Origin of the sequence: Salinivibrio sp. PR6 (assembly GCF_001995955.1) — a bacterium.
Taxonomy (GTDB): domain Bacteria; phylum Pseudomonadota; class Gammaproteobacteria; order Enterobacterales; family Vibrionaceae; genus Salinivibrio; species Salinivibrio siamensis.
Genome location: NZ_MUFA01000006.1, coordinates 74619 through 87339, shown reverse-complemented (window position 1 = coordinate 87339; position 12721 = coordinate 74619). Strand labels below are relative to the sequence as shown.

Sequence of the window (12721 nt, the reverse complement as noted above, 5' to 3'; positions counted from 1 at the left end):
CGTCCTTGTTTCATGATTACCTATTGCGCTAAGGAGCGCTTATGTTGGTCAAAGCCATTCTGATTTGTTTACTGATTTTTATTCTGTTTAATCTCTTCCGTGCATTGCCGGTGCTACTAAAAGGCGATAGCGCTGTGCCTTTGTCACGTTATCTCGGTCGGCGTGTGCTGTTTTCCGTGGTTGTCTTCGTGTTATTGCTGATTGCGCTATCCATGGGCTGGATTGCCCCCAACCCGCGCCCTTACTGAGCTACAAGATATACACAAAGACAAACAGGCATAGCCAGACCACATCGACAAAGTGCCAATACCAGGCACTGGCTTGAAAGCCAAAGTGATGTTCAGGGCTAAAATGCCCACGCATCACACGCAGCCACACCACCAACAGCATAATGGTACCCAAGGTTACGTGTAGGCCATGAAAGCCGGTTAATAAATAGAAGGTGTTGCCATACACCCCGGAGTCGAGCCGCAGATTCATTTCTTGATAGGCGTGCACATACTCTTCGCCTTGAAAGAACATAAACAGCGCCCCAAGCAGCACTGTCACCAGTAAAAAGCCTTTCAATCGCTCACGTTGATTTTTTTCAATCGCGGTATGGGCAATATGGAGCGTGACCGATGAGGTAAGTAGGATCAGCGTGTTAAGTAAGGGCAGTCCCATTGCCGGCATCGCAGTGGTTTCAATCCCTCCAGGCGTGAGGGTCAACGGCCACTGGGCGACAAAATCTGGCCACAGCACCGCCGCGGTCATCGCGTTATTGCTCGCACCACCCAGCCAAGGGACGGCGATAAAGCGGGCATAAAAGAGCGCGCCGAAGAAGGCACCAAAAAACATTACCTCAGAGAAAATAAACCAGCTCATTCCTTGGCGAAAAGAACGGTCCATTTGCGCCGAGTAAAGCCCTTGCATGGATTCGCGGATCACGTCGCGAAACCAGCCGGTGAGCATAATCAAAATAAGCACAGTGCCTGCCAGCAACAACCAAGGGCCGTTGCCACCAAATAAGCCACCCACGGTCGCACCCGCACCAGCGGCAATCAAAAACAGCGCCACCGCACCCACGATCGGCCAAATACTCGCGGCAGGGACATAATAACGTTCAGGCGTCGCCATGAGCGCCTCCTTATTCCTTGGCGCTGGCAGTCACATCAAACAAGGTGTAAGCCAGCGTTAAGTGGTTAATATCGTCCGGCAACTCAGGATCCACGTAAAAGATCAGCGGTAAAGAGGCATCCTCGCCACGCGGCAATGGCTGACGGTTAAAACAAAAGCATTCAATTTTGTTTAAGTACTGTGCGGCTAAACCCGGCGAGACCGAAGGCACGGCTTGGCCAATGGTGTCATAGCGTGCGTTGTTCGTTGCGAGATAATTAATCGTGTGGGTCTCACCCGGGTGCACTTTCATCTGGTTGACTTGGGGCTCGAACGTCCAGCGCATCCCCGGGTTGATATAGGCGATAAACTCAATGGTCACCAAGCGGTCTTGGTCAATACCCGCACTGGATGCGGCCGACTCGTTATCGGTTTTGCCGTTGATCCCTGTCACCTCACAGAACACGTCGTACAAAGGCACTAAGGCAAACGCAAAGCCAAACATGGCCACCGCTAACAACAATAATCGACGAGCGGAGCGGGTTGATTTAGTGGCCATCTCGCACCTCCTTGAGATCAGGCGGTGTCTCAAAGGTGTGATACGGTGCGGGCGATGGCACGGTCCATTCTAGCCCTTCAGCGCCATCCCAAGGCTTGGCAGCCGCTGGGGCGCCACCACGCGCGCACTTAACCACGACGACCAAGAAGATGAGTTGCGATAAACCAAAGGCAAAGCCACCGATGCTGACAATGGCGTTTACGTCAGCAAACTGCAGGGCATAATCGGGGATCCGGCGCGGCATCCCCGCCAGCCCCAGAAAGTGCATGGGGAAGAAAAGCACATTGACCGAAATCACCGAACACCAAAAGTGCCACTTGGCCAAGGTTTCATTAAACATATGGCCCGTCCACTTAGGGAGCCAGTAGTAAGCCGCGGCCATAATCGAGAACACCGCGCCCGAAACCAGCACATAGTGGAAATGTGCGACCACAAAATAGGTGTCGTGATACTGAAAATCGACCGGGGTGATCGCCAGCATCAAGCCAGAAAAACCGCCGATGGTGAACAAGACGATAAAGGCAATCGCAAACAACATGGGCACTTCAAAGGTCAAGGAGCCCCGCCACATGGTGGCGACCCAGTTAAAGACCTTCACCCCAGTGGGCACAGAGATCAGCATGGTACAGAACATGAAAAATAATTCGGCAAACACCGGCATCCCGGTGGTGAACATATGGTGCGCCCATACTAAAAAGCTTAACCCCGCAATCGAGGCGGTGGCGTATACCATCGAGCTATAGCCGAACAGGCGCTTGCGCGAGAACGCAGGGACGATTGCCGAGATAATGCCAAAGCTTGGCAAAATCATGATGTAGACCTCGGGGTGACCAAAGAACCAGAAAATATGCTGGAACAAAACCGGGTCGCCGCCCCCCGCGGCATCAAAAAAGCTGGTGCCAAAGTATTTATCGGTAAGCACCATGGTGGCGGCCCCTGCCAATACCGGCATCACCGCAATCAACAAAAAGGCCGTGATCAACCAAGTCCAAACAAACAGCGGCATTTTCATGTAGGTCATGCCCGGCGCGCGCATATTGGTGATGGTGACAATCACATTGATAGCGCCCATGATTGAGCTTATCCCCATAATATGCAGGGCAAACACAAACAAGCCGGTACTGTCTGGGCTATAAGTGGTCGACAGCGGCGCGTAAAACGTCCAGCCAAAGTTAGGGCCGCCACCTTCCATAAACAAGGAGCCAATCAGCAGTAAGAACGCAAACGGCAGGATCCAAAAGCTCCAGTTATTCATCCGTGGCAGCGCCATGTCCGGCGCCCCTATCATCATCGGCACCATCCAGTTAGCCAAACCGGTAAACGCAGGCATCACCGCGCCAAACACCATGATCAGCCCATGTACTGTGGTCATTTGGTTGAAAAAGTTAGGCTCAACCAGTTGCAGGCCGGGCTGAAAAAGCTCAGCGCGGATCACCATCGCCATCGCCCCACCCAGTAAAAACATGGTGAAGCTGAAAATCAGATACATGGAGCCAATATCTTTGTGGTTGGTGGTCAACACCCAACGCATGATCCCACGCGGTTTATGGTGATGATCGTCATGCAAGGTATCTGGGGTAGTATCTGTCATCACGCGCTCCTAAAGATCTTCACCTGACTTCACCGCGTTGATTTGCGCAGCTTGTACGGTATCACCGGTGTCATTGCCCCACGCATTGCGCTCGTAGGTCACCACCGCCGCCAATTCTTTGAGCGACAGTTGCGGACCAAACGCTTGCATGGCGGTGCCTGCCTTGCCGTTGACGACGATATCGATATGGTCGACCAATCTATCTGGCTGAATGGCAATCTCAGCGCCGGCCAACGCAGGGAACACGCCCGGCATCCCTTGTCCTTCGCTTTGGTGACACATGCCACAGCGGCTGTCGTACACTTGTTTGCCTAGCGCCATCAGTTCATCCATCGGCATTTCCATGTCCAGCAAGCGTTGCTCCTCTTCGCGCGCTTTTTGCTGTGCTAGCGCCGTTTCTTGCACCCAAGCATCAAATTCCTCTTGAGGCTTGGCGATCACCACAATCGGCATAAAGCCGTGGTCTTTACCGCACAGCTCTGCACATTGGCCGCGATAAATGCCGGGCTTATCAATTTTGGTCCACGCCTCATTGATAAAGCCGGGGTTAGCATCTTTTTTCACCGCAAAGGCAGGCACCCACCACGAATGAATCACATCTTGCGAAGTAATCAAAAAGCGCACCTTACGCCCAACTGGCAACACCAGCGGCTGGTCGACCTCGAGCAAATAAGTGTCCCGCTTTTGTCTCTCATTGCGGATTTGTTCAGGACTTGAGGCAAGCAGTGAAAAGAAGGCAACGTCATGGTCAAAATAGCGGTAATGCCACTTCCATTGTGATCCCGTTACCTGCACCGTGAGTTCCGGCTCGGTAGTGTCTTCCATATCGAGTAACACCTGGGTGGCCGGAATCGCCATGCCCACCAAAATTAAAAACGGCACGAGCGTCCACGCAATTTCTACCTTGGTACTTTCATGAAATGAGGCAGGCTTCGCGCCTTTGGATTTACGGTGACGGATGATGGCCCAAAACATCACCCCAAACACCAGTACGCCAATCGCGACACAGATGTAGAAAATGGTCATATGCAGGTCATACACCTGCTGGCTGATGGCCGTCACCCCTTGGGTGAGATTCCAGCCTTCGCGCTCTGTGGCTACTGCACCGCCACTGAACATTGTTAAACTCAGCGCTAGGATTCGTCTTTGGTGCCTCAGCACGGCTCCCTCCTGCCTCACGGCATCAATGCAAAGCCTTACTGCTTGTCGCCACATATCAACGTCGCACGCTGTTATAGCGGTCAGAGTAGCGATATCAGCAAGCCGTCGTTAAGGAAAAACCTCGATACAGCTGGTCACAACCATTAACGTTTTATTTACATTCAATTTAGGAGAGGTTTGCCCAAAGGACAAAAAAACAGAGGGAAAAAGATTGTGATGCCAAGCACATACTGATGCTCAACACAGTAAGCAGGGGGCCGCCATGGCATCAGATTTCGATATGTAGCACCACCGGCGTAAAGCGGAGGCGATAGCGAGGCATCGCGGCCAGTGCACGCTGCCATAGACGCCACCGGGGGCACGGCTTATCGAGCGGAGATTTTTCTTCCACACGACACGCCCAAGGTAACGCATTAATAATCGCCATTCTGGGGTCGGTGAACCCATGTTGATAGTGCTCACAGCCGAGTTTTTGACCCATTCGGGTATGACATTTATCCCCCGCTAAGACCAAGCAAGCCTCCAGTTGAGGAAAATAACGGCTAATGTGGTGGCAAAAGGCAGAAATTTCTTGGTTAGTGCACTCTAACAAGGCTTGATCGCAAATCAGCATGGTGGGATGACCTGCCGGCACCGCCAACTGCGCCAGCCAATCAAGCTGCTTGACCGAGCCTTGCACCATGCGAAAACGCTCACTGGTATGAAACAAGCGCTCTCGCCAGAGCAGGGTTTCGTCTACGTCCACTTCCAACCAGCGACAGCGGCCGTTATCTAGTCGATAAAAACGGGTATCGAGTCCGCCACCCACGTTAATAATCCACGCAGTGGGATGCTGGGCTAAGAATTGTTTTACAATCGCGTCACATTGACTGGTCAGCGTGGCATAGAGAAGCTGGGTTTGATCTAGGTTGTGCCAATCGCATTCAGGCTGCAACACGCACCCCTGGCAGGCAGCCGCCGCCATGGGATCATAGATCACGCCGTCGTCAGTCAGGCTCTCACGACTGCGCAGCCACATTGGCTTAAATAGCTTACTGGGAACAGAATGCTGTTGTGTACGCACGGACACCTCCACACACGATAATCACTGATGATAATAATTATCGTTTAACTGAGCAAGAATGCAAAGGTGTTTTTTTAACCGCGTTCCAATGGCGGACGCTATCGCCCGCCACGGTCAAGATCACATCCAGTCGGTATTGCGGATCACCCCCACAGCAACGCCTTCAATCGTCAGCGATTGTGCGGTCAAATCCACCGAAATTGGCATAAATTCATCGTTTTCAGCATGAAGTACCACTTGTGCGCCTTTCTTCTCAAGCCGTTTAACCGTCACATCATCATCGACACGGGCAACCACCACCTGGCCGTTATGCACATCTTGCGTTTTGTGGACGGCGAGCAAATCACCGTCGAGAATACCAATGTCTTTCATGCTCATGCCATTGACACGAAGTAGGAAGTCCGCATTGGGCTTGAACAGAGCAGGATCGACCTGATAGTGGCTTTCGACGTGCTCTTGCGCCAGTATCGGCTCACCGGCAGCAACACGCCCAATTAAAGGCAGCCCTTGCTCTTCCGGCGTCACCACCTCTTCTTCACTGATCAAACGAATACCACGTGATGCCCCTGGAATGATTTCCAACACACCTTTACGGGCCAAGGCTTTTAAATGCTCCTCTGCGGCATTCGCCGAACGAAAACCCAATTGACGGGCGATTTCGGCACGGGTCGGGGGCATTCCTGTTTCTTCAATGTGGGCTTTAATCAAATCGAAGATTTGTTGCTGTCTCGCGGTTAACGGCTTCATGCTCTTACCTGTCTTTTTATACAGTTAACTGTGAGTATATCCAGTAAAATGCAGCTTGAAAAGCACTAATTAACGCCACGAGAAGCCGATCTCATTATCGCGAATATCGTCGATTACGCGCAGGCTAATGGCAAATCTCGACCTTTGTTTGCAAGTTCGCGGCACTTTTCTGCTATCCTTGGCGCGCATTTTGAATTTGAGGCACTGACAATCATGGCTCTCTGGCAAAAGATTTATTACAAGCTATTGAATTTGCCGCTTTCTGCCTGGGTAAACACCCAATGTATTCCCTCTGAACCGGTCGAACAGCTTAATCTGTCACTCGCACGCCCTATTGTGTATGTGTTGCCGTTTCAGTCTCACACCGATTTATTAACCTTACGGCGCACCTGCTTACGCCAGGGGTTGCCCGATCCGTTAACGCCCTTGACCATTGGCGATGTCACTTTGCCGCGCTACGTGTTTATTAGCCACGGACGCAAGGTGTTTTCTGGGGATGACGATCTGCCTGCGCGCTCGCTCGCGCATTTTAAAGACTTACTTCACTTACACCGCCAAGATAGCGAATTAGATATCCAGCTCGTCCCAGCCTCCGTGCTATGGCAGCGCGATCCGGGCAATGAGACCCAGCGCCACCAAGCGATTCTGCGGGCGATGAATGGACCAGAAAAACTGTGGACCATCCTCACCCGTGGCCGCGATGGCATGGTGCGACTTAGCCAAGCGGTATCGCTACGCTATATGGCCGATAAGCACGGCACCGACCAGGCTATCGCCCATAAACTGGCGCGCGTGGCGATGATCCATTTCTCACGCCAAAAGCTCGCCGCTTCAGGACCACGCTTGCCCAATCGCGGCTTACTGTTTAAGCGGCTGCTTGCGTCGAAAGCCATCGACAAGGTGGTGCACGATGAAGCGCAAACGCGCGATGTGTCAGTAGATAAAGTGCGCAAAGAAGCGGTCGATATGATGGAGGAGATCGCCGCCAACTTTTCCTATCGCTTGATCCGTTACAGTGACCGCATTCTTACTTGGCTGTGGAATAAGCTCTATCAAGGCATTCATGTCAACAACGCCGAGCGTGTGCGTCAACTCGCGCAAGATGGCCACGAGATTGTCTACGTGCCCTGCCATCGCTCGCACATGGATTACCTGCTACTTTCATACGTGTTATACAAAGAGGGCTTGGTGCCACCGCATATCGCCGCCGGTGTGAACCTCAACTTCTTCCCGGCCGGCCCCTTATTCCGCCGTGGTGGTGCCTTCTTTATTCGCCGCAGCTTTAAAGGCAATCGCCTGTATTCCACCGTATTCCGTGAGTATCTCGCAGAACTGTTTGCCCGTGGTTACTCGGTCGAGTACTTTGCCGAAGGCGGCCGTTCTCGTACAGGCCGCCTACTGCCAGCGAAAACCGGGATGCTCGCCATGACCCTACAGGCGATGCTTCGCGGCCAACAACGCCCTATTACCTTGGTGCCTGTCTATATCGGCTATGAGCACGTGATGGAGGTCAACACTTACGCCAAAGAGCTCCAAGGCCAGCGCAAAGAGAAAGAAAGCGTCGGCCAAGTATTAGGGATCGTGCGTAAGCTGCGTAACTACGGCTTGGGTTACGTGAACTTTGGTGAACCCATTGCGCTCAACCAACATCTCAATGAGCAAGTGCCTGACTGGCACGATTACATTAACCCGATGGAGCCGCAAAAACCGGCGTGGATGAATCCGGTCGTCAGTGATTTGGCGACCAAGGTAATGACCCATATCAACGATGCCGCCGCGACCAATGCTCTCAACTTGTGCGCCACCGCGTTGCTAGCCTCACGTCAGCGCGCCTTAAGCCGTGAAGCGCTCGAGGCCCAGTTAGGGGTGTATCAAGCCCTGCTGACACAGGCTCCCTACTCGGCGAGCAGCAGTGTGCCTCAAGATTCACCGGCGGATCTGGTCGATCACGCGTTATCACTCAACAAATTGGTGGTCGAAAAAGACACCATGGGTGAAGTCATTTCTCTGGATCGCCAGCAAGCGATCTTGATGACCTACTATCGCAACAATGTCATTCATCTGGTGGCGCTGCCGTCGCTGATCGCGCAAATATTGGTGACCCACAAATCGATTAGCCGATCCGGCTTGCGCGCCTGCGTGCAGCAATTGTACCCCTTGCTCAAAGCGGAACTCTTTATGAGCTTTGACCAAGCCGGCCTTGAAAGCTACTTCGAAGCCTTACTGCACGCAATGCACGACCAGTCGCTGCTGTGCTGTGACGATGGCAAAGTGACCATGAATAATGCCAAGCTCGGTGAGCTGCAATTACTCGGCCGCACCATTGCCGAAACGCTACAGCGCTACGCGATTACGCTTACCTTATTCAGCCACCAGCCGCATATTGATAAGCGTGATTTGGAAAAACACAGCCAGATGCTGGCGCAGCGACTCAGCCGTTTGCATGGGATCAACGCCCCTGAGTTCTTTGACAAGCGAGTGTTCTCCATTTTTGTCGACACCTTGCGCGAGCAAGGCTATTTGGACGATGATGCCAAGGCCAATGCAGAGCGTATCGCCGCGCTCAACGATCTGGTATGTGAGTTGATTTCCCCCGAGGTGCAATTGACCATTCAAGCAGTGCTTAATCAGCCATTGAACAAGTCATAACTGAAGATAGTTTTCAATACTGTGTTAGAAGACCTAGAGGCGTTGCCGCCGGCTTGCCATTAATCATCACCCCAGCGCTGGCGCTGGTCACTGCGGTGGGCGGAAAGCACCCATGTCCGCCGGCGGTATCGCCTAATCGTGCTGCCCCTGGCATAGCGCCTCCTTAACGTGCAATCACCATACGTCCATCAATGATGGCGAAAAACGGATTCGTGTAATAAACCCAATCCAGTTTCTTTGAATTAATCCTTAGCGGTGACATTCCTCGCTCGTCTTCTAACTTTACTAGCTTCCCGCCCATATAACTTTTCACCGTGTACTCATGCCACTCACGTCTTGGTTTTACATCAGCATCATCAGCGTGTTCAAACTTACTCGGCAAGTCCATCACATCAAAAAATTCATCCGACTCAGTCATATAGGCTTCGGCTTTCGCTTTCTCTCGGCTCGAGAGTGACCACGCCATTTTTAACCCTTCAAAGTCACGCTTTTCGAGCAAGGTGATAAGGTGGCTGTAAGCGCGGTGCAGCATTTTCATGTGCTTGGGGTTGTTTTCATCGAACGGGGTGGCATCCACCCAGCGCCAACGCGGTAAGGTTTTGATATGAATGGGGCGTGCAAACTCATTCAAATACCCACGCACACTGCCATCCACATTCACCAGTGGTGACTGGTGATTGGCCGGATAGGTAGTAGAGTCTTTAATCGTCGGTTTGCCGTCTTCTACGGTGGCCGTCAGGTTGGAGATTTCTTTTTTGGTGCCGTCTGGAAACGCGCCATACAGGGTGACCTGGCAGGTATCATCCGCACGATAAGTAAAATCGTCCTCGTACGCCCCCGAAGGTAAAACTCGCATGTTTATTTGATTTTCACCCGGCTGTAAGTAGGCGGTAGCGTTAAACCCCGAAGAGAAGGTGGCCGCGGTCGAACTTAGGTTGTCTATGGCATCAATACCATTAACCAACCCATTGCAATACATGGTCTGTGAGCTGATATTGGCGGTGTACAACACGGGNGCCATACAGGGTGACCTGGCAGGTATCATCCGCACGATAAGTAAAATCGTCCTCGTACGCCCCCGAAGGTAAAACTCGCATGTTTATTTGATTTTCACCCGGCTGTAAGTAGGCGGTAGCGTTAAACCCCGAAGAGAAGGTGGCCGCGGTCGAACTTAGGTTGTCTATGGCATCAATACCATTAACCAACCCATTGCAGTACATGGTCTGTGAGCTGATATTAGCGGTGTACAACACCGGCGGGTTCTCGCCTTCTTTATCAATCTCGATATCAACGGTTGAAACCTGCTCTCTCGCTTGCATCATGTCTGCATCACTCCAGCAGCCGGTCAATAAAAACAGGCAGAGTACAGCAGCAATCTTTTTCATCTCGACTCGCTTGTATCTCATAATGAAGTAGCTAGAGGCGTTGCCGCCTCTAACCAATAATGACATCCCCGGAGCCTGATATCAGCACGCCGCCACAGTTGAGCGCATCGCCAATGCGGGCGGCGGGTTTACCATCAATCACTACCCCAGTTGAGCCCGCGGCAATCTGGCGGCCATGAAAGCCATGTGGCGTYTTGGGGCATGGGCAACCGTGTGGGGCGGCTGCATCCCCCACTCTTGCCGCCGGCTTGCCATTAATCATCACCCCAGCGCTAGCGCAGTGGTCCAGAAAAACTGGCTACCGGTTTATTGTTAATTCAGTATTCTTCCCCTGCCTGATTCGGACTCATACCGCTGTTATGCTTATACGGCCTAAGCTGTCCAACTTATTAATATTGAAGGATATTACTGAAAATAATTAACTAGTCTCAAAGAACTCAAGCAGACGCTGAGCGCTCTATTTCCATATCTTTAGACAAAGACTTAAACCGGACTCGCAATAGTACAACACATGCCAGCGCGCCTATTATCAAGGTTGCAGCAAGTATCGGGCGGTAGTACAGCCAAGCGATCGCAATAGTTATCATTGATATCATAAACGCTGATAAAACCGCCACTAATACAGCGCCGACACCAAGGATAGTCCCGATAAAAGGGATCACGTCAGCGAAGACTGATATCGGCCATAATATCAGTCCGATTCCTAACGCCATTATTAAAATCCCCACCAAGCGGATTATCCATGTAAATATCTGATTATCGCTTTGTGCTTTATCAAACATCACATCCGCAGAGAGGTTGCCTAGCCGCAGCATTTGAATATCGCCACCACTCTCAGTGTGGTATGGCTGAAAGCTGCTGCCATACTGGGCAGCAATCAGACTCACTTGAGCTGGCAACGCCACGTAATATTCGATGCGTAAGTCACCTATTTCTGGAGATGCGGGTGTATTACCAACATAAATTCCTCCATTATATACGCGCGCCAGTGGATATTGAGACAGATCGGCACTATCAATTCGATAGCGCGTGTAGTTGTTCAGCTTATTCACTAAAGATGAAGATAACGTAAATGCACCAACAGTAATCGGCTGTGCTGCATAAGTTTGAGACTTGAATGGCATTACTCCAGGGTTTTGGTGACCTTCTGACTCTACAAAGTTAGACGACGATACCGTATCACTGGACCAACCTTTACTGTAAGAGTATTCAGTGACTGTTTCTGTCCCACCACCTAGCTTCTTCCGCGTGTTAGAAGTAGAGCTTTCCTGCCATTGATACATTTCTACTCTGCGCTGCAGCTTCAGAGCAGGCGTTTGAATTCCAAACATACTGTCTTTTACGGTATCGTCCGTGATGGCTCTTCCCGTCAGATGCACCAGATCCCCTTGGTGAGCAGCATTCACTCGGTCATTCGGGATAGATTGCACTAATCCGCTTCCCTCTTTCAGAGTCTTATATCTTTCTACTGCTCGGCCTTCGTTCCAAAATAACAATGAAATCGAAATAGCAAAAAGTGAAAAGCCAAAAAAAACACCCTTAATCGCGCCACCTAAACGGCTTAACCAAGATTGCGACGATATCTCAGTAATATGGTCATCACTCATGTTTACCATGATCCTATTTATCAGTTTTTTTGAATGAAGTAGCTAGGGGCGTTGCCGCCTCTAGCCAATAATGACATCCCCGGAGCCTGACACCAATACGCCGCCACAGTTGAGCGCATCGCCAATGCGGGCGGCGGGTTTACCATCAATCACTACCCCAGTTGAGCCCGCGGCAATCTGGCGGCCATGAAAGCCATGTGGCGTTTTTGGGCATGGGCAACCGTGTGGGGCGGCTGCATCCCCCACTCTTGCCGCCGGCTTGCCATTAATCACCACCCCAGCACTGGCGCTGGTCACTGCGGTGGGCGGAAAGCACCCATGTCCGCCGGCGGTATCGCCTAATCGTGCTGCCCCTGGCATAGCGCCTCCTTAGCGTGCAATGACCATACGCCCATCAATGATGGCGAAGAACGGATCCAGACTCGTAATTAAATCTAATTCATCCGAGCCATATCTGATTGGAGACATACCACGTTGATCCTCTAATCTGACTAAACGTCCATCCATAAGGCTCTTTAATGAGTACTCATGCCATTCGCGCCTTGGTTCTGCTTGGACATCAGAAGCCCGTTCAAAATCTCCAGGCAAATCCATTACATCAAAAAATTCATCCGGCTCGGTCATATAGGCTTCGGCTTTCGCTTTCTCTCGGTTCGAGAGTGACCAGGCCATTTTTAACCCTTCAAAGTCACGCTTTTCGAGCAAGGTGATAAGGTGGCTGTAAGCGCGGTGCAGCATTTTCATATGCCGTGGGTTGTTTTTATCAAACGGTGTCGCATCCACCCAGCGCCAACGCGGTAAGGTTTTGATATGAATAGGACGAGAAAACTTAGTCACAGGGCCACGAACTGAGCCATCGACATT

Annotated in this window: 12 protein-coding genes and 1 pseudogene; 2 read left to right on the top strand and 11 right to left on the bottom strand. The window is 51.5% G+C overall.

The window, feature by feature from the left end:
• Window positions 1–41: 41 nt before the first annotated feature.
• Complete coding sequence (locus tag BZG72_RS06355) at window positions 42–248, top strand: DUF2909 family protein (protein ID WP_074213800.1); 207 nt, start codon at window positions 42–44, stop codon at window positions 246–248.
• Between the two features lies 1 nt (window position 249).
• Here the strand turns inward: BZG72_RS06355 and BZG72_RS06350 are convergent, their stop codons facing one another.
• From BZG72_RS06350 to lexA, 6 genes are all read right to left on the bottom strand, one after another.
• On the bottom strand, window positions 250–1116 hold the full coding sequence (locus BZG72_RS06350) for a cytochrome c oxidase subunit 3 (RefSeq protein WP_046074643.1): 867 nt from the start codon (window positions 1114–1116) through the stop codon (window positions 250–252).
• Between the two features lie 10 nt (window positions 1117–1126).
• Window positions 1127–1654, bottom strand: a complete 528-nt coding sequence (locus BZG72_RS06345) for a cytochrome c oxidase assembly protein (RefSeq protein WP_077666386.1) — start codon at window positions 1652–1654, stop codon at window positions 1127–1129.
• Entirely contained in the window at window positions 1644–3245 is a 1602-nt protein-coding gene (gene ctaD / locus BZG72_RS06340) for a cytochrome c oxidase subunit I (protein WP_077578180.1), read from the bottom strand. The genes BZG72_RS06345 and ctaD overlap by 11 nt, the downstream gene beginning before the upstream one ends.
• Before the next feature lie 9 nt (window positions 3246–3254).
• Window positions 3255–4364, bottom strand: coding sequence for a cytochrome c oxidase subunit II (gene coxB / locus BZG72_RS06335; RefSeq protein WP_077666385.1), 1110 nt, complete (start codon window positions 4362–4364; stop codon window positions 3255–3257).
• A 310-nt stretch (window positions 4365–4674) separates the two neighbouring features.
• On the bottom strand, window positions 4675–5469 hold the full coding sequence (locus BZG72_RS06330) for a class I SAM-dependent methyltransferase (RefSeq protein WP_327294138.1): 795 nt from the start codon (window positions 5467–5469) through the stop codon (window positions 4675–4677).
• Between the two features lie 120 nt (window positions 5470–5589).
• On the bottom strand, window positions 5590–6216 hold the full coding sequence (gene lexA, locus BZG72_RS06325) for a transcriptional repressor LexA (protein WP_077456800.1): 627 nt from the start codon (window positions 6214–6216) through the stop codon (window positions 5590–5592).
• Between the two features lie 213 nt (window positions 6217–6429).
• Between lexA and plsB the strand changes: the two genes are divergently transcribed.
• Window positions 6430–8865 carry a glycerol-3-phosphate 1-O-acyltransferase PlsB gene (gene plsB, locus BZG72_RS06320; protein ID WP_077666384.1) on the top strand — a complete coding sequence of 812 codons (2436 nt, stop codon included), beginning with the start codon at window positions 6430–6432 and terminating at the stop codon, window positions 8863–8865.
• Window positions 8866–8878: 13 nt separating this feature from the next.
• Here plsB and BZG72_RS16225 read toward each other — a convergent pair whose 3' ends face one another.
• The 5 genes and pseudogenes from BZG72_RS16225 to BZG72_RS16590 all read right to left on the bottom strand — a co-directional run bounded on the left by BZG72_RS16225 (window position 8879) and on the right by BZG72_RS16590 (window position 12694).
• Window positions 8879–9019: a hypothetical protein gene (locus BZG72_RS16225; RefSeq protein WP_158075451.1), complete on the bottom strand. Its 141-nt coding sequence runs from the start codon at window positions 9017–9019 to the stop codon at window positions 8879–8881.
• 1280 nt (window positions 9020–10299) lie between these two features.
• A pseudogene (locus BZG72_RS06305) lies at window positions 10300–10524 on the bottom strand (PAAR domain-containing protein); the annotation flags it as partial.
• Between the two features lie 163 nt (window positions 10525–10687).
• A complete protein-coding gene (locus tag BZG72_RS06300) occupies window positions 10688–11857 on the bottom strand; it encodes a TMEM43 family protein (RefSeq protein ID WP_158075450.1) in 1170 nt (389 codons plus the stop codon).
• A 60-nt stretch (window positions 11858–11917) separates the two neighbouring features.
• Complete coding sequence (locus BZG72_RS06295; protein WP_077666380.1) at window positions 11918–12217, bottom strand: PAAR domain-containing protein; 300 nt, start codon at window positions 12215–12217, stop codon at window positions 11918–11920.
• A 9-nt stretch (window positions 12218–12226) separates the two neighbouring features.
• Complete coding sequence (locus BZG72_RS16590; RefSeq protein ID WP_443508078.1) at window positions 12227–12694, bottom strand: hypothetical protein; 468 nt, start codon at window positions 12692–12694, stop codon at window positions 12227–12229.
• Between the last annotated feature and the right edge of the window lie 27 nt (window positions 12695–12721).

Bases quoted from the DNA above. Each gene is read 5' to 3' on its own strand.
- BZG72_RS06355 (WP_074213800.1), top strand. From the start codon at position 42: ATGTTGGTCAAAGCCATTCTGATTTGTTTACTGATTTTTATTCTGTTT.
- BZG72_RS06350 (WP_046074643.1), bottom strand. From the start codon at position 1,116: ATGGCGACGCCTGAACGTTATTATGTCCCTGCCGCGAGTATTTGGCCG.
- BZG72_RS06345 (WP_077666386.1), bottom strand. From the start codon at position 1,654: ATGGCCACTAAATCAACCCGCTCCGCTCGTCGATTATTGTTGTTAGCG.
- ctaD (WP_077578180.1), bottom strand. From the start codon at position 3,245: ATGACAGATACTACCCCAGATACCTTGCATGACGATCATCACCATAAA.
- coxB (WP_077666385.1), bottom strand. From the start codon at position 4,364: ATGTTCAGTGGCGGTGCAGTAGCCACAGAGCGCGAAGGCTGGAATCTC.
- lexA (WP_077456800.1), bottom strand. From the start codon at position 6,216: ATGAAGCCGTTAACCGCGAGACAGCAACAAATCTTCGATTTGATTAAA.
- plsB (WP_077666384.1), top strand. From the start codon at position 6,430: ATGGCTCTCTGGCAAAAGATTTATTACAAGCTATTGAATTTGCCGCTT.
- BZG72_RS16225 (WP_158075451.1), bottom strand. From the start codon at position 9,019: ATGCCAGGGGCAGCACGATTAGGCGATACCGCCGGCGGACATGGGTGC.
- BZG72_RS06300 (WP_158075450.1), bottom strand. From the start codon at position 11,857: ATGAGTGATGACCATATTACTGAGATATCGTCGCAATCTTGGTTAAGC.
- BZG72_RS06295 (WP_077666380.1), bottom strand. From the start codon at position 12,217: ATGCCAGGGGCAGCACGATTAGGCGATACCGCCGGCGGACATGGGTGC.